Annotated in this window: 12 protein-coding genes; 4 read left to right on the top strand and 8 right to left on the bottom strand. The window is 64.4% G+C overall.

Annotation, left to right across the window (positions count from 1 at the left end):
- Positions 1-4: 4 nt before the first annotated feature.
- Genes AC5IJH_RS06610 through AC5IJH_RS06600 form a run of 3 tightly spaced genes read right to left on the bottom strand, consistent with a single transcriptional unit; the run spans position 5 to position 3,339 of the window.
- On the bottom strand, positions 5-382 hold the full coding sequence (locus tag AC5IJH_RS06610) for an EVE domain-containing protein (protein ID WP_491902017.1): 378 nt from the start codon (positions 380-382) through the stop codon (positions 5-7).
- Positions 360-1,448, bottom strand: a complete 1,089-nt coding sequence (locus AC5IJH_RS06605; RefSeq protein WP_491902016.1) for a 3'-5' exoribonuclease YhaM family protein — start codon at positions 1,446-1,448, stop codon at positions 360-362. The genes AC5IJH_RS06610 and AC5IJH_RS06605 overlap by 23 nt, the downstream gene beginning before the upstream one ends.
- Before the next feature lie 10 nt (positions 1,449-1,458).
- Positions 1,459-3,339 (bottom strand): peptidylprolyl isomerase, encoded by a 1,881-nt coding sequence (locus tag AC5IJH_RS06600; RefSeq protein ID WP_491902015.1) that lies wholly within the window; start codon positions 3,337-3,339, stop codon positions 1,459-1,461.
- Between the two features lie 409 nt (positions 3,340-3,748).
- Between AC5IJH_RS06600 and AC5IJH_RS06595 the strand changes: the two genes are divergently transcribed.
- Together AC5IJH_RS06595 and AC5IJH_RS06590 are read left to right on the top strand one after the other, a co-directional pair.
- Entirely contained in the window at positions 3,749-5,359 is a 1,611-nt protein-coding gene (locus AC5IJH_RS06595) for a S41 family peptidase (protein ID WP_491902014.1), read from the top strand.
- Positions 5,360-5,410: 51 nt separating this feature from the next.
- On the top strand, positions 5,411-5,629 hold the full coding sequence (locus AC5IJH_RS06590) for a hypothetical protein (RefSeq protein ID WP_491902013.1): 219 nt from the start codon (positions 5,411-5,413) through the stop codon (positions 5,627-5,629).
- Between the two features lie 41 nt (positions 5,630-5,670).
- On the opposite strand, the gene AC5IJH_RS06585 is transcribed toward AC5IJH_RS06590, so the two are convergent.
- The 3 genes from AC5IJH_RS06585 to AC5IJH_RS06575 form a co-directional block, all read right to left on the bottom strand.
- Positions 5,671-6,543 (bottom strand): MBL fold metallo-hydrolase, encoded by an 873-nt coding sequence (locus AC5IJH_RS06585; protein WP_491902012.1) that lies wholly within the window; start codon positions 6,541-6,543, stop codon positions 5,671-5,673.
- 238 nt (positions 6,544-6,781) lie between these two features.
- Positions 6,782-9,223, bottom strand: coding sequence for an ADOP family duplicated permease (locus AC5IJH_RS06580; protein ID WP_491902011.1), 2,442 nt, complete (start codon positions 9,221-9,223; stop codon positions 6,782-6,784).
- A gap of 172 nt (positions 9,224-9,395) precedes the next feature.
- Positions 9,396-11,246: a glycosyltransferase family protein gene (locus AC5IJH_RS06575; RefSeq protein ID WP_491902010.1), complete on the bottom strand. Its 1,851-nt coding sequence runs from the start codon at positions 11,244-11,246 to the stop codon at positions 9,396-9,398.
- A gap of 192 nt (positions 11,247-11,438) precedes the next feature.
- On the opposite strand from AC5IJH_RS06575, the gene AC5IJH_RS06570 reads away from it, so the two are divergent.
- Positions 11,439-13,259, top strand: coding sequence for a capsule assembly Wzi family protein (locus AC5IJH_RS06570; protein ID WP_491902009.1), 1,821 nt, complete (start codon positions 11,439-11,441; stop codon positions 13,257-13,259).
- Here AC5IJH_RS06570 and AC5IJH_RS06565 read toward each other — a convergent pair.
- Entirely contained in the window at positions 13,253-14,365 is a 1,113-nt protein-coding gene (locus tag AC5IJH_RS06565; protein ID WP_491902008.1) for an FUSC family protein, read from the bottom strand. The two genes, AC5IJH_RS06570 and AC5IJH_RS06565, sit on opposite strands and share 7 nt — an antisense overlap.
- 108 nt (positions 14,366-14,473) lie before the next feature.
- On the opposite strand from AC5IJH_RS06565, the gene AC5IJH_RS06560 reads away from it, so the two are divergent.
- Positions 14,474-16,336, top strand: a complete 1,863-nt coding sequence (locus AC5IJH_RS06560; RefSeq protein WP_491902007.1) for a beta-L-arabinofuranosidase domain-containing protein — start codon at positions 14,474-14,476, stop codon at positions 16,334-16,336.
- On the opposite strand, the gene AC5IJH_RS06555 is transcribed toward AC5IJH_RS06560, so the two are convergent.
- The gene (locus tag AC5IJH_RS06555) at positions 16,333-17,025 is read right to left on the bottom strand and encodes an HAD family hydrolase (protein WP_491902006.1); all 693 of its coding nucleotides are present in this window, start codon (positions 17,023-17,025) and stop codon (positions 16,333-16,335) included. The genes AC5IJH_RS06560 and AC5IJH_RS06555 overlap by 4 nt on opposite strands.
- Between the last annotated feature and the right edge of the window lie 56 nt (positions 17,026-17,081).

Here is a 17,081-nt window from a genome sequence, read left to right as displayed (position 1 = left end):
CTGGTCAGGAGAGCAGCCATTCGTACTGCTCCTCCGTGAGCGGCACGACAGAGAGACGGAACTGCCGAAACAGGATCGAGCCCTGGAACAGCGGCGCCTCGCGCAGTTCGGCCAAAGTCTTTGGCTGCTTCAGCCGCTTGCCCGGCGCGAGGCGCACGACCGGCTGCCGGGGATCGGCGGCATCGACCGAGATCACCTTCGCCGTACCCACGACGGCCTTATCCGTTACGGAGTGATAGATGGCGAGCTTGTCGCCCTTCTTCATACCGGCAAGCGTGCGCAGCGCCTGCGCGTTCTTGATGCCATCCCAGGTCGTCTCGCGATCGCGCTCGAGATCGTCGAAGGAGTACGCGTCGGGCTCAGTCTTCAGCAGGTAGGGCATCCGGTCGCTCCTCGGGTACTGCGTCTTCCATGCTTTCTCCACCCGCTGCAGCCTCGTTGAGAAAGGCATGCGTGTTCAGCAGCGGCCGCTCGAGTGCGCGTACCCAGTCCGTCATCTCTCCGGCACCTTTGCCCTGCGCGGCCCCGCGCTCCAGCTCGCTACGCACCAGGAACATCTTCGCGTCCAGGTCGTCGAGCTGGTGGAAGAGCATCGCCTCAGGCGTCATAGGCAGCTTGGGCGAGCCAAACTCGTATTTGCCGTGATGGCTGAGCACGATGTGCTCGAGCATGAGCAGCAGGCGCGGAGGAAAGCCAGTGACAGTCGCGGCCTTGCGCTCAATCATCGCGATGCCCAGCGTGATGTGGCCGAGCATTTGGCCTTCGAGTGTGTAATCGAAGTTCAGCTGCCAGCTCAGCTCTTCGAGCTTGCCAATATCGTGCAGCACCGCGGCGGAGAGCACCAGGTCGCGATGCAGGTGCGGGTAGTGCGGGCAGACACGATCGCACAGCTCGAGCAGCGACACGATGTGCTCCAGCAGGCCGCCGATCCAGGCATGGTGCAGTTGCTTGGCCGCGGGTGCAACGCGCAGCCGCTCTGCGATCGCGGGATCGTCAAGAAACGCACGCAGCAGCGCGTGCAGATACGGATCGGTGAAGCTATCGACAGAGGCAATGAGCCGCTGCCAGAGTTCGTCGATCTCATGTCGCGTGTGGGGCTGGAAGTCCGCGAGCAGATATTCGTGCGGCTCGGCACGGCGGAGCCGCTTGACGACGAACTGCGGTCGGCCACTGTACGCGGAGATGTCGAACTCGAGCTTAACCACTTCGCCGACGGCAAAGGGGCCGACCTGCGGCTTGGCGTCGTCCCAGATCACAGCCTCGCATTGCCCCGTGCGATCAGACAGGCGCAGCGTGCAGAAGCTGGCACCGCTTTTCTGCTGGCGATCTTGGCGAGAGGCGACCGCGAAGAAGCTCTTCACCCCGAAGCTGCCCATGCGCGCAGCCGCGTCTGCGATGAAGAAGCTCTTCCCGCGGCTGGCCGTGGGGAGCAGCGTGCCCTCGCTCACCGAAGGCGGCTCACGGCTGCGGCTGCGTGCCCTGCGCGGGCGGAGTTGCGTCTGCGGGTGGGTTGCTGGTGGGCACAGTTCCGGGCGTAGCCAGCGGCGATGGCGTGGAGCTCTGCGGTGCTGGCGCAGGCTCTTCCTTCGGCTTGCCTGCCTCGTCCGAGTAGCGCGTCTTGTCGCCCTTCACCCGGGGCGCCTTCTTCTTCTTCGCCGTGTCTCCGGCTAGCCCCAGCGGCGCGGACTGGGTCTTCTGTGCCGCCGCTTCTTCAGCAGTGGGCTTGTCCGTGCGCTCATTCTCGACCTGGTCCGCTGTCTTGGGCCTCTTGGACTTCGGCACACGAGGACGGTCAGCGAAGCGGGTCTTGCGATCGGTCGCTGGCGCTGCGGAGGCGTCCGGAACATCTGTATTGGCAGAGCTCGAGGCGGAGGCGACCTGCGCCTGCTCTGCAGCAGCATCGGCGGGAGCCGCTGCATCCGGGCTCTTGTCCGTGCTTGCGGGCGGCAGAGCCTCACGCGGCGCCTGACCGAAGCGAATCTTCTCCTTCTTACCGGGGCGCTCTGGACGCGCCGTTGCCGGGGGTACGCTGCCGCCAAGCGCGACCGTGGTCCCGTTGGCCGTCTTTGTCGTATCACCCGGGGCTGCCGTCGCATCGTTGGCTGTCTTCGCTCCCGCTGCTGGCGCGGCAGTCGTGCTCGTATCGGCGGTGGCGCCGGCATGCCGGCCGCGTTGCGCGCCCGAGTAGCGGGTCCGCGTGAAATGGGGCTTCTTTTTCGGCGCAGGCGGGGCATAAGCGCTATAAAGCGGCTTCACCGGATTGCGCGCCGCCGCGCTGTCCACGTAGCCGGGACGGACATCGATGTAGGCGTTCTCGCGCAGCTGCCCCAGGTAGTCGCGCAGTGCAGGCTGCATGCGCCCCATGAAGGCCGCCTCTTCCACCTGCGGCATCACCGACTCGAAGCTCTGCACGCCGCCCGGCGTGTGCTGCGTCACCTTGAGAATCACGTAGCCCTGCCGGGTACGAATCGGCTCGGTCGATTGGCCGGCCTGGAGTGCGAACGTCGCATCCTCGAGCTGCTTCGCCAGCGCGCCTCGCTTGAAGTCGCCGAGGTCGCCACCCTGCGCTGCCGTGCTGCCGCCCGAGTTGGCCTTGGCGAGCTGGGCAAAGTCGGCACCGGCCTTGAGCTGCGCTTCCAGCTCATCGGCCTTTGCCTTGGCAGCGGCCAGCTTGGCCGGATCGTCGCCCGTCGTCGGGATCAGGATCTCGCTCAGCTTGACTGATTCCGGCTGGGTAAACTCGTTGAGGTGCTCCTGGTAGTACTGGCGCAACTGTGACTGCGTCATCTGCAGCTTGCGGCCCACCTGCTCCCGGATCACCTGCTGCGTGATGATGCTGTTGCGCTGCGTCTGCTTGAAATCCTCGAAGGACACGCCCTGCGAAGAGGCGGCCTTCTCCAGGTCTTCCATCGTGTCGAGGTGGTTCTGCTTGCGGATCTCGTCGAGCCGGCGCACCAGCTCGTTGTCGCCCGTGATGCCCAGGTCCTTGCCCTTGGACAGGAGCAGTTGCTGGTCGATCAGGTCCCGCAGCAGATCGCGCTTTCGGTTTTCGAGCTCCTGCGGGCTCCAGCCCTGCTGCTGCCCTTCCTGCTCAAGCTGCGCCTCCGCACGGTCGTAGTCCGAGGTCGTGATGATCTGGTCATTGACCTGCGCGACACGCTGTTCGACCACGCTGCCGCCGAAAGACGATTGCTGGGCCTGCGGATCGAACTTCTCACGCGCGGCCTGCTGCTCGGGCGACAGCGGCTTGTTGGTTTTCTTCTGCGCCAGGGCGGGACTTGCAGCCAGCAGGGAGCCGGCCAGCAGCCAGGCAAAGACATCGGAACGGCGAATGGTCATGAACCTCTCGACAATCTGCGACAACGAGGATGCCGGCGGCGCATGGCTGACGGAATCTCGGCGATTGGGTGGGCGTACTGAAGCCAGACCGTCCGCTCTGAGGTGCGAACAGGTCCATGGCTAACGGGGCGCCTACGCGTAGTGTACTCATCAAGCAGAGTGCATGCACGCTGCTTCGGGTCGGCGGGACCGGAGCCTTGGGAGGACGACCGAGGCCGTGGCAAACAGGAGCGGGACACCCGGATCCTCGGCCGGTCCAGACGAGCTGGCATACGTCATTTTGACGCGCCAGTGCTGCTTTGGTGGCAGCCATGGAGGGGTCAGGCCTGCTACCCGCGATGCTATACTCGCGTCTAAATTGATGCGCAAGGACTGCGGAATCGCACATCCCTGCCGCTGGCATTGACCTATGGCACCCAGTCCCCGCCGTTCCGCCGTCCTCGTTGCTGTCTTCCTCGCCGCCTGCGCAGCTGGCGGCACACTGGTCGAGCGTACGGTAGGCGCCCAGTCGCAGGCGGATGAGTCTGCTCTGCGCAATGATCTGCGCTCCTTCACCACCGTATACAGCCTGGTCGAGCAGAACTATGCCGAGCCGCTGACCGGCGACAAGGCCGAGCGTGCCATCTATGACGGCGCGATCCCGGGCATGCTCCGCGTGCTCGATCCACATTCCAGCTTCTACGATCCCAAGGCCTTCGCGAAGATGCGCGAGGACCAGCACGGCAAGTACTACGGCGTAGGCATGACCATCCAGCCGCAAAACGGCAAGATCGTCGTGCTCTTTCCGTACGAGGGCACCCCCTCGTTCCGTGCCGGCCTGCGCCCGGCCGACATCATCACCGCCGTTGACGGCAAGTCGACCGACAACATGGACTCGACGGAAGTCGCCAACATGCTGAAGGGCCCCCGGGGCACGCATGTGCGGGTCACCGTCAGCCGCTTCGGCCAGTCGAAGCCGCTCACGTTCGACCTGATCCGTGACGAGATCCCGCACGGCAGCCTCGATCTGGCGTACATGATCCGTCCCGGCATTGCGTACGTCCATATAACGCAGTTCCAGGAGACCACCGGGCGCGAGCTCGGCGAGGCGCTCGATAACTTCGGACAGGTGAAGGGCCTGGTGCTCGACCTGCGCAGTAATCCGGGCGGTCTGCTGACCGAGGCAGTCTCGGTTTGCGACAAGTTCCTGCAGAAGGGCCAGGTCATCGTGTCCCAGCGCGGACGCGCCTACCCCGAGCAGACCCAGCGCGCCACCCACGGCAATGGCGGCCGCACCTTCCCGATCGTCGTGCTGGTGAACCATGGCACCGCGTCGGCGGCAGAGATTGTAAGCGGCGCCTTGCAGGATCATGACCGCGCTCTCGTCGTCGGAGAAACCACCTTCGGCAAGGGTCTGGTCCAGACCGTCTACCCGCTGTCCCAGGGCGGCCTGGCGTTGACGACCTATCACTACTACACGCCCAGCGGACGCCTGATCCAGCGCAACTACGAGGGCGTGTCGCTTTACGACTACTACTACAACCATGACCAGCCGGCCGCCAGCGAAGACAAGAACCGCGAGGTCAAGCTGACCGACTCCGGCCGCACCGTTTACGGCGGCGGCGGAATCACGCCGGACGACAAGATCGACACGCCGAAGTCCAACCACTTCCAGGACTCGCTGCTCGAGCACTACATTTTCTTCAACTTCGCGAGCCATTACCTGGCGAACCGCACCGTCGATCGCAACTTCCAGGTCGATGACGCGGTGATGAACGAGTTCCGGCAGTTCCTGAACAGCCAGCAGGTTCCCTTCACCGAGCAGGACATCGCCGGCGTCTCGGATTGGATCAAGGCCAATATCAAGGCCGACATCTTCACCAGCCAGTTCGGGCAGGAACAGGGGCTTCGCGTTCGGGCCAATTGGGACCCCATGATCAGTCAGGCCATCAACTACCTGCCACAGGCCCAGGCGCTCGAAGATCAGGCGCGGAAGGCTGAAGAGCAGCGCGCCAGCGCGACGCTGCATCCGGTTCGCTGATTCCGGTTGTCGGTCGCAGGCAGCAAGCATCCCAACCTGCGAGGTTGCCGTATGTCAGACAAAGTGAAGCACCTGGGGCTGGAGCGGGACTACAAGCAGTATCTCTATTTCATCAACAAGGACGGCAACGTCGCCCGGAAGAAGAAAACGGGCGAGGGAGCCGAAGAGGTCGTCGCCGAAACCCGGCTGGAACGGGAGAAGGGCTACCTCTACTTCCTTGACAAGGACGGAGACCTGGCTCGCTCGGCCCGTAAGGGCAAGGCATCCTGAGCCTGCCCTCTTTCACGACTGCGTGAGATAGCCCCCCGCCCTCAGCCTCCCGCGAGGCTGGCCTGCAGGTGTGGGTGACGCGGTCTCTGCCGTGCTTCGCCGGGGCGGAACACAACTGTCTCCCCCTCCGGCAGTGGCAGCACTCGGTCGCGCAATCCCAGCTGTTCGGCTGAGCGCAGCAGTCGCGGCAGAGGTTCGGTCATCGGCTCGTGCGACAGCCAGAACGTTCCATAATGCATCGGGATCATATGCGCCGCGCCGAGGTCTTCGAGCGCTTTCAGCGCATCTTCCGGGCTGGTATGCACACTCCGGTAGCTATCCGGTGAGTAGGCCCCGATGGGCAACAGCGCCACTTCGGGACGCAGTCGCTCCCCAATCTCCTCAAAGCCCCGGAAGTAAGCCGTGTCGCCCGAATAGTAGAGCCGCTGTGCGCCCCCCTCGACCACGAAGCCACCGTAGCCGCGGTGCCCATCCATGAACCAGCGGGTGCCCCAGTGGCGGGCCGGGGTGTGCGTAATCGTCAGCCCCGCTACCTCGCAACGCTCCCACCAACTCAGCTCGATGATGCGGGAGAAGCCGAGGCCGCGGAGGACATCGCCGACATCCCGGGGCACCACCGCCACTGGCGCCTTGCCGGTCTGTCGCAGCGTCTCCTGCACGACCCGCCGCAGCGATGGACGGTTCAGGTGATCCATGTGGGCATGCGAGAGCAGCACGAGATCGATGGGCGGCAGATCGCGGACGCGGACGCCCGGGCGCCGCTGGCGACGCAGCAGGATCAGAAATCGCGCAAAAACGGGGTCGAACAGCAGATTGCGGCCCGCGGCCTGCACCAGGAACGACGAATGGCCGATGAAGGTGACGCCCAGTTCATCCGGCGCGACGAGCCGCGGCTCCTGAGGTCGCCCCTGCATCGGAGTCACCGCGGAACGCCACAGCAGGTGCCCGCTGTACCTCACACGTCGCCTGATCTCTGCCAATCTCCCCATGCGTCGCCCTCCCCGGGTGCGGCTCTGCAGCACACGAATGTACCCTGTGCCAACTTCTTGTTAGACGCAAAAAAGGGGATCAGGTCGAAGGATTAGGCAGGGCCGTCGGGACCGCGGGGCCGGAACTTCCCAGCGCGGCACTGGATCAGCTCCTGGTGTACGGTCAATCCGTGCGGAGCAGCTGTGCCGGCTCGACATCCAGTGCATGCCGCGCCGGCAGCCACGTCGCAAGGAGGCCGATGGCCACCATCACCGCAGCAGCGGAGGTCAACACCACGGGATCGGCGCCCTGCGCCCCCAGAACAATGCTGGTGAGAATGCGGCTGGCGGCGGTACCCAATAAGAGGCCGGCAAGCGAACCCAATCCGAGCAGCCATCCCACCCTCCCCAGCGCTGCCCGGAGCACCTCCGAACGTTGGGCACCGAGTGCCACGCGTATGCCGAACTCCCGCATGCGGCGGCCGACCGTGTAGCTGGCCAGGCCGAAGATGCCGGTGGCAGCCAGCATGATCGCGAGGGAACCCAGGACACCGAGCGCGATACTCGCAGCCCGCGCAGGCAGCAGAACGAACGACTGCAGGCGCGCCTGCCAGCTGCCGATCGCGGTGATCGGCAGCCCGGGATCGATCCCCTGCAGTGCGTGAAGGATCGCCGGCGCTATGCTGTCTGCCGAGGGCGCAGCACGCACCAGCAGCGCTGTCTCCGAGCTGGGCGACTGCTGGATGGGGATGAACAGGGTCGCCATGCTGTCTTCAGTCAGCGTGCTGTACTTGCCGTCCTCGACCACGCCCACGATGCGCATTGTCTGATTTCCCTGCACGAATCGGCGGTCGAGCGCCTGCCGGGTTCCGAACAGGCGTCGAGCGAAGGTCTGGTTAACGATCGCCACGGGAGGGGCCTTGGCGTCGTCATGCCAGGTGAACTCCCGGCCAGCGAGCAGCCGGGTGCCTGCCGTGCGGAGGTACCCAGGCGAAATGTCGAAGTAATTCGCTCCGAAAACCGGGTGCTGCCGGGCCAAATCCACCGTACCCACTGGGTAGATGGCGGTGGTCGAAGTGTCTGGGCTTAGGGGGGTCGTGTTGCCGTAGGCAGCATCGATGACGCCGGGCAGATGCATAACAGCATCGAGAATGCGCCGCTGAATCGCAGCGCTCTGCTGCTCGGAGTAGCCGGCCAGGTGCAGATCGAAGGTAGCAGTGACGACGCCTTGGGGACGGATTCCTAATGGCGTGGTCAGGGCATGGCGGAGGCCGCGCAGCGCCACGAGCGAGGCTGTCACCAGGACGCAGCACAGCGCGACCTGAAGCACGAGAAGCACATCCCGCAGGGCGAGGCGGCGTCCGTGGACGGCGACTCCGGGGCTGCTCCGTACCGCCTGTTGAGGTTCGATCTGCCATAACGAACGGACCGGAAGCAGCCCGAGGAGCACGCCACTGGTCACGGCCGCGGTGAGGGCGAAGGCATAGGCGAGCGGGCTGGCGTCGACCACGACCTGGATAGGTAGTCCGATGGCAGGCCGGAACCGCGTGAGCGCGTGCAGAACGAGCTTTGCCACCAGAGATGCGGCCGCCGCACTCAGCAGGGTTGTCAGGAGCGTCTCCGTGAAGAGGCTTCGCAGGAGTTGCGTGCGACTTGCGCCGATGGCCAGCCGGATGCCGAGCTCGCGCGTGCGCTCGGCGGTGCGGGCCGCGATCAACCCGCCAAGGTTGGCGCAGGCCGCCAGCAGGACGAGCCCGGCGAGCAGCAGGATGCCTCCCACAAACGCGCGCATCGGGCCGCCCAGGAGATCTCCCAGCAACCCGGGTTTGGTCAGGCACAAGGTCAGGCTATGGTCGGTGGCAGGGTATTGGCGGCGAAGCTGTGCCGAGATGTTGTTCAGCTCCGCGTTGGCCTGCGCCACAGTCGCTCCGCGGTTCAGCCGCGCAATGGCCCATAGCCCGTGAGTCCCGCGTGCCTCCAGTGAGTCGAAGCCCTCCACCTGGGGTGCATTCATCATCGGGACCCAGAGCACGGGTGCGAAGAAGCGCTCGGTGCCTTCGAACCGGGGCGGGGCGACGCCGAGCAGGGTGTAGCGATGCTTGTTGATCAGGACCGTCCGGCCAACCACGCCGTGGTCACCCGCAAACAGACTCCGCCATGCGGCATAGCTGAGCACCGCGTACGGCGCGCTGTTCACACCGTGCTCGTCCGTGTCCTCGAAGAAGCGCCCGAGCACCGGGCGCACGCCGAGCAGCGAGAAGTAGTTGCCGCTGGCCTCATAGCCCCACACCGGCTGCGCGCCGGCACCTTGATCGAGGCCGAAATGGACGATGCGCGCCACCGCCACATCGCGCAACGTGCTGCCCTGGCCACCGAGCCGCCGGCGAATGTCGCGGTAGTCCGGATAGGAGACATTCAGGTTCCCTGTCTCCTTGCCCTGCACTGTGTAGATCTGGCGCGGCTGCTCCACGGGCAGCGGATGAATGATGAGGGCGTCCAGTACGCCAAAGGCAACAACATTGGCAGCGATGGCCATGGTGAGCGAGAGCAGAGCCACCACGGCAAACGCAGGTGAGCGACGCAGGGAGCGGAGAACGTAACGGATATCTCTGAACAGACTCTGCATGGGCGCCCCTTACGTGTCCTGAAGCGAACAGGAGCGACTGAAGCAATCCTCGCGCCAACAGGGAGCCCCCGATAACCCTAACTACGTCATAGCTTTCAGAATGGACGAGGCGATGATTTGCGCGAGGGTCTGTTCGGTGCTGCGTCCCGCATGTCCGGAACCGGACGGCAGCTCAGGAGCGTCTGGTAATGCGCCACAACACGCCGCCCCCGGGTGTTTCGAGCACCGGAGCGGCCTGCCACGCGGAGCCAGGTTGCGGTGATCCGCCGTGCTCCGTGTACAGGTAATCGACACGATACCGTGTCAGTTCCCTGTCCACGTTCAAGCGGCTGTATTGCTCGAGTGCCGAGGCCACAGCGGCATCCGTCAAGTAGTGCGTGTAGGGGTTGAGCAGCGGCGATTGCTCGAACAGATATGTGCCGTACGTCTCGAAGGGCACCGCGTCGGGCAATGCATCGCCGACAGCGAGCTCTGCCCTGACCTGCTGCTCCGTGGCACCGCTCAATCGATTGGCCACGAGCAGCCGTTCGAGCAACTGTTCGTCACTCCCCGAGGCCCGCGTCCCATTCGCGACCAGCAGCCGGTTGTGCGTGAACAGAGGCGTTTCCATGCAAAGTCGAAGATTGGTGGTCGCCAGAACGTCCCCCGGCCGGGTGTGCGTCTCCAGCCAGTCGAAGAGCACCGCATCGCCAGCGGGAAGTTGCTGGTAAGGCGCCGAGGCGATGCCGGCGTGCGCCTCGATCAGGGCACAGGCGATCCACAAGACCACGAAGCCCGGAATCGCCACCCATCGCGCGCCTCTTCGCCCGAGGAGACACGCGATCAGCAGGGCGACGATCAGCACGGCGGCGGGCTGGATCACCATATGGGTGTAGTGGAAGTCTGCCTGGACGTTGAAGCCGGTGACGATCTGCATGTCCAGCCCTGCTATGCCGCCGAGGCCCAACGCCGTGGTGACGAGGATGGCGGAGTAGGCGTTCTCCCCTCCAGGTCTTTGCTGGACGTGGCGGCGCAATACCAGCAGCCACGTGATCAGGAGGACAAACAGTGGTATGCCGAACTCGAGGCTGGTGTGCAGCGACTCCGGTGGAAGGCGATGTGAGTAGACCATTCCCAGTCGGCCGGTGCGCTGCACATACACGCCGGAGCGCTTCGAGACATGGACCCACGCCAGATAAGGCAATGCGGTGACGACTGTCGCGGCCAGCATGCGAAGGAAGCCTCGCGGCAAGCGCAGAACGGGCACCAACGACGCAAGCGCCAAGAGCAGGCATGCTGCCGACCAGGCGATGGCATAGAAGGTGTAGCAGTAGAAGAGCAGGCCGCCGACTACGCCAGCGATTGCGAAACTACGGTTGCTGAGGGAACGGCACGCGCGCACGGCGAGCCAGATCGCAACCAGCACGATGACAAACGATACGTTTGGATTGGGGTTGCGGGAGGCCTGCAATGGATTTGCAAAGGCCGCTCCGCCAGAATGACTCAGCACCGCCAGCACGCTGCCGGTGAGCGTCCGCGCCGAGAACGAGGCCACCATCACCGTAAGCGCGAGCAGCGCAGCCAGCGACGTGGGTATTTCGGGCAGATCGAACAGCGCCATCAGCAATGCCGCCATGATCGCCGGGAAGGCGAAATGAAACAGTATCTGTGCCAGCTTCAGTCCAGTGCGCGGATGGCCGGGCGCCAGAACGGCTGCGGTGACGGCCTCCACGGACTCTGGCAGGAAGGAATACGGAAACCACGTATTCCGCCCCTCCCAGCTATCCGTATCATCCGCACGGCGATGCTGCTGGAGCATGGTGTTGGTCTGAGCGCCGTAGAGAAAGCTCTCGTCCGAGATGACGTTGCTTGGAGTGATGACAGAGAAGGGCGTGTAGGCGCGAAAGCTACCGGCGGTTGCGATGCCAGCGATGTGCGGCAGCAGAAACAGGAAGCCGATCAGCAGAGCCAAAAAGATCGAGCGAGTCTGCAGCGTGCCTGAACGGGCTTGCGCTGTCGCGACCTGGCGTGCTGTGGCCTGCATCAGGATCGCCTCTCGCCTTCACGTGTTCTGTGCGACGAATGCGCTCCGGCTTTCCTCAAGGGCAACACGAATGATCTACTCTACAACAGTCACCCAAGCCAGCACACAGCCTGTCCGCGAGCGTGAGCCGGGGCCGGTGTGTGGCTCGGGCACCCGGGGCGTGATCCGCGTCACGTCTCCTTTGAGGTATGGATGCGTAAAGGTTGTTTCGTTCTTCTCCTGCTGGCGTCGAGTGCTCCCCTGCTCGCCGGGCAATCGATAGAGGCTCCCATCGCGACCCCAGCCCCGCAGGAGAGTGCTCCGGCTGCGAGCGCGCAGCCCGCGGCCCCCGCGAAGACAGACGAGCAGGCCCCCGTGCAGTTCACGCGCACGCTGCCACCAGCGCGGCCGATGCGCTATTCCGGAAGCCTGGGCTCGACGTACATCCCGCTTGACAGCTGGATGTACCCGCAGATCCTTCGGCTCTATTCGCTCGGCTATCTGAATACGGTATTTCTCGGGATGCGGCCCTACACGCGCACCAGTGTCGCCCACATGCTCGACCAGTCCTCGGGGGAGATCTACAACAGCGGGAACCAGGAGGCAGTCGACATCTACGAGGCACTCAGCCACGAACTCGCGCCCGACCTGGAGATTCCGGTCGACGCGCATCGCGGCCACTCCGAGATCGAGTCGGTGTACACCCGGGTGCTCGGCATTACCGGCCAGCCGTTGCGTGACAGCTACCACGCCGGACTCACCATAGTGAACGACTACGGCCGTCCTTACGCTGAGGGCTTCAACAACATCACGGGTGCGAGCGCGCGCACCACGCTTGGTCGCTACTCCGGCTACATTCGGGCTGAATTTCAGCATGCGCCTGCCTTCAACGGCTACTCCACGCCGGTGGCAGGGTACTTCGCAAGCGTTACCGATACGGCTCCCTTCATCTCCTATAATCCGACGCTGCCCTACGGACAGACGGTCGAGGGCGTGAACACTATCCGCGTGCAAGAGGCCTACCTTGCGGCAAATTTCGCCAGCCATGAGATCTCCATCGGCAAGAGCGACGACTGGTGGGGCCCGGGACGCGGCGGCGGCATGGGCTACAGCAACAATGCCGAGAACATCTACTCACTCCGCGTCAACCGGGTTGAGCCGCTGTACATTCCTCTGGTTTCGCGCGTGCTCGGTCCCATCCGCTACGACTTCCTGTACGGCAGCCTGCAAGGCCACACCGCACCGAATACCGACTACACGCATTCGGAGGGCTTCTCATTCCGGCCAACCGAGAACTTCGAGTTCGGCTTCGAGCGCACCATTGTCTTCGGTGGGAAGGGTCACGAGCCGGTCACGTGGCACACCTTCCTGAAGGGCTTCTTCGACATCAGCGACACGACCTTTCCAGAGAAGATCGGGCGCAACGATCCCGGCGCGCGCTTCAGCTCCTTCAACTTCTCGTACCGCCTCCCGTTCGCGCGCAAGTATCTGACCCTTTACAGCGACTCGGAGTCGCACGACGACGTCACTCCCCTGAGCGCGCCGCGCCGCTCGGCGCTTCGTCCCGGCTTATATCTTTCGCAGTTTCCTGGTGCGCCGCGCTGGTCACTCCGTGCGGAGGCGGTCTCGACGGATCCGCCGACGCATCGCAGTGTCGGCGGCAGCTTCATGTATTGGGAGGCCGTGCAGAAACAGGCGTACACGAATAAAGGCTACGTCTTCGGCGACTGGATAGGCCGCGAGGCAAAGGGCGGGCAGGCGTGGCTCACGTACCACCTCAGCGGCAACGAGTGGCTGGAGCTGCAGTATCGCAACGTGAAGACGCCGCATGATTTCGTTCCGATGGGCACGACGCAGAACGATTTCGCCGTGAATGCAGTGAAGCGACTGGGCAAGGATGTCGAGCTGAATGCCTGGGTGCAGTATGAACGCTGGAAGGCGCCCTTCCTGACCAACGGCAACAACTCGGCGCAGAGCGACACCAGCATCTCTGCGCAGCTCACCTTCTACCCGCGCAACATCCGACGCTACTGAAGCTGTGGGAGCGGCGCGTGCGCCAGGCGCCTCAGCTCGAGCCGCACGTAGAGCGTATGGATCAGCATCGCGATCGCGCCCGCGATGGCAGTTGCGATGACGCGATTTTCCGCAGTGCGCGCCTCCGGCGTACGTCCCACCGCGACAATGAAGGCGATGTAGCTGGTCAGCGGAATGGAATACAGCGCGTAGTTCACATTCAAGAGCGCATAGCTGAAATAGACCGACACAATCACGAGCAGACTGAGCCAGATGCCAGTCGGCTGCAGCACGACGGCCAGCAGTGTGGCCAACGCTGCGCCGACCAGCGTGCCGCCGAGACGAGCGATCGCTCTCGCATTCGTGAGCAGGAGATCCGGCTTCATGATGATCAGCGCCGTCATCGGGATCCAATAGCTGTTGCCGAAGGGCACACGCAATGCAACCGTCTCCGCGATAAAGCCGGTGAGCGCGAGCAGCAGTGCGTAGCGGAAGGTGGATGACTTCCAGGTGAGATTGCTGAGGATAGCGCGCCGCTGCCACCCTGGAGCGTGGATGACGGGATCGGACTCGGTGGTCCGCGCCGGACGGAAGAAATGCCAGAGCACGAGGATCATTAAGAACTGAAGCGTGCCCCCGGTCAGCACGCCGGTGGCGCGGATGGCGGCCTGGTGCACTGTGCCTGGGACGTAGCTCGAGATGACAAGAAAGATGCAGCACTGCTGCCCAACCCACGACGCTGGCGAGCTGATCGCATTCGACATGCCGTAGCAGAAGGCCCAGAACGTGACAGCAGCAATCAGGATCCAATGGGCATTCGCGGCTATCTCCCCCATTGCTGCAGATAGAGCCATCCCCAGGGTGGCCAGCACCATCGGTCCGCCGCGGAACCAGAGCCGGCGCTGAAACGAACCAAACCCCACGGATTGCGCACTGCCGGCGATTACCACCGCCGCGAACCGGTGTCCAGCAGCCAGAGCCCCGACCAGTCCGATCGCGACTGCCGGCAGGCAGAGCAGACTGGCGCGCCACTCCGCGTCCTCCCAGCTCACTCTGCGCAGTTCGGATCCAAGTCGTGTCTGGGCAGCCTCGGCCGGGTTCATCGCGCTGGCGTCGGGTTGTGTCAACGAAGGCTCCTGTTCCGCATACGATCCTCTTCACAAGAGATGCTCTCGACAGAGCGCTCCCTGGCCCACACTCCGTGTTGCGGTCTCGCAGGAGCATACTAGAGAGCGATGACGGTTCTTCCGCAGCCCAGCCGGCGCAGCGTGCTCAAAGGCGCAGCCGCGGCGCTGGTGATGCAGCTGGCGGGCACGCGCGCGCTTCACGCGGAGGAGGAAGAGACGCTCTCGTCGGAGCGCTTCCTCGAGGTGCTTCCGTATCGCGATGTCGTTCTCACCAGCCCGCCTCACGAGGCGCAGGTGCGCAACACGCGGGCCGTGCTCATGTCGCTCGACGACGACAGCCTGCTGAAACCATTTCGCGCTATAACGGGACTGCCCTCGCCGGGTGAGTCCCTGGGCGGCTGGTACAGCTGGAACCCGGATTACGACCCGCAACTGGGCAATTCCGGGTTCGCTCCCGGGCATGCCTTCGGGCAGTGGCTATCTGCGTTGGCGCGCGATTACGCAGCCAGCGGCGACCCGGCCGTGCGCGCGCGTGTGCGACGGCTCACCTCTCTCTATCGCGAGACGCTGCAGTCGCCCGATGCCGGCGCTTTCTACGACAGGACGCGCTTCCCTGCGTACACCTTCGACAAGCTGGTGTGCGGGCTGATCGATGCGCACCAGTTCGCGCAGGATCCTGACGCGTGGAAGACTCTTGCGCAGACTGCGGACATCGCTCTGCCGCACCTGCCTGCTTATGCGGTGCAGCGCGGCGTGCATTGGCGACACGATCACCAGGGCAGCACGCTCAACGACGAGTCCTACACGTGGGACGAGCCCTACACGCTGCCCGAAAACCTCTATCTGGCAGCGCAACGTGGCGCGGGATTGCGCTATCGTGAGTTGGCGCGACGATATCTTGCCGACGACTGGCTGTTCCGGCCACTCGCGCTTGGTGAGGATGCGCTCGCCGGACAGCATGCCTACAGCCATGTGAACGCGCTCTGCTCTGCCATGCAGGCTGCCATGGCAGACGGCAGCGCGATGCATCTGCGCGCTGCGCTGCACGGCTTCGACCTGATCGACCAGCAAAGCTATGTCACCGGCGGCTGGGGTCCGGACGAGCAACTTCGCAGGCCCGCGAGCGACGACCTTTTCACCAGCCTGAGCGACACTCATCACAGCTTCGAGACACCCTGCGGCTCATACGCGCACACCAAGCTGACCCGCTACCTGCTGCAGGTGACGCATGATGGGCGCTTTGGCGATTCGATGGAGCGCGTGCAGTGGAACACGGTGCTCGGGGCGCGTCCGCTCGAGCGCGATGGTCACGCCTTCTACTACGCGGACTACAGCAATCGCGGCGAGCGCAGCTACCACCACGATCGCTTTCCCTGCTGCAGTGGCACGCTGCCGCAGATCGCGGCGGACTACCGGATCAGCACCTATCTGCGCGACGAGCGTGGACTCTACGTTGTGCAATACGTGCCTTCTTCAGTGACATGGCAGCAGGAGGGTGTCCGCGCGTCGCTCAGCCAGGAGCACGCGTATCCGCTCGAAGGAGACGTTCGGATCCGGCTGACGCTGAGCCGGGCGGTCAACTTCGCAATTCGCTTGCGCGTGCCGCAGTGGGCCGCTGAACCCGCATTCAGGATCAATGGGGAACCAGCGGTAGCCCGCAGGGAGCGCGGCTTCGCCGTGCTCGAAAGGCGCTGGCATTCGGGTGATCACATCGAATTGAAGCTGCCCATGGCAATGCGGCTCGAGCCTATTAACGCTCATCATCCAGAGGTGGTGGCGCTCCTGCGCGGGCCGCTGGTGCTCTTCCCCTTGGGGGAGAGGCGGCCTTCGGTGACGCAAGAACAGCTTCTCCAGGCGCGGCGAGTGGCTGCGGACCACTGGCGCGTCACAACAGGAGAGGGTGCCATCGACTTCGTCCCGTTCACCAGCCTTGGCGATCGCCCCTACTCGACCTATCTCACCGCGACCTAGTTTGAATGCGCAGGTATTCGCTGCGGCGTGGTGACTTCGTCGAGCATGAGGTCGAGCACTGGCTGACTTCGGTCGAGACGGATCGACGACGCATCCTTCACAATCCAATCCGGCTCGGCTGCAACAAGATCCTCGATAGCAGCGGTCGTGGTGAAGGCGATCACGCGCGCACCAGCGCGCCGACCAGAGGTGATGCCAGCCAGCGCGTCTTCGAGCACGCAGCATTGCTCCGGCCGAAAGCCCAACCCGGCCGCGCCCTTTGCGTACGGTTCGGGATCCGGCTTGCCGCGCGTGATGTCGTTCGACGTGATGAAGAGGTCCGGCCGGGGCAGGCCCGCAGCACGCAAACGCACCTCCGCCAGCGGGCGCGTGCACGAGGTCACGATGGCCCAGCGATGCGGCGGCAGCGCATCCAGCAGTTCACGTACACCGGGGAGCGGAACGATGCCGTCGACATCATCAATCTCGGCCTGCTCGATGACGCGATTCTCTGCCGCGTGGTCCGCGTCCGGCATCAGATGGCGCAGTGTCTCGATGCTGGGCCGTCCATGAGCACGCCGCAATACCTCGTGCACATCGAAGCCGCGCTCCGTGGCCCATCGTGACCACACCCGTTCCACAGCCGGAATCGAATTGATGAGTACGCCGTCCATGTCGAACAGCAGGGCCTCGGTCGAAACGTGGATCATGGGTCCATGCTATCGGAGGGCGGGCTGGCCATCTGCTAAGCGCATGGTCGGCGCCT

Source organism: Candidatus Dedyshia acidiphila, assembly GCF_051025295.1.
GTDB lineage: Bacteria > Acidobacteriota > Terriglobia > Terriglobales > Acidobacteriaceae > KBS-83.
The sequence above is the reverse complement of the archived record's forward strand: the minus strand, read 5'-3'. Positions and strand labels throughout refer to the sequence as shown.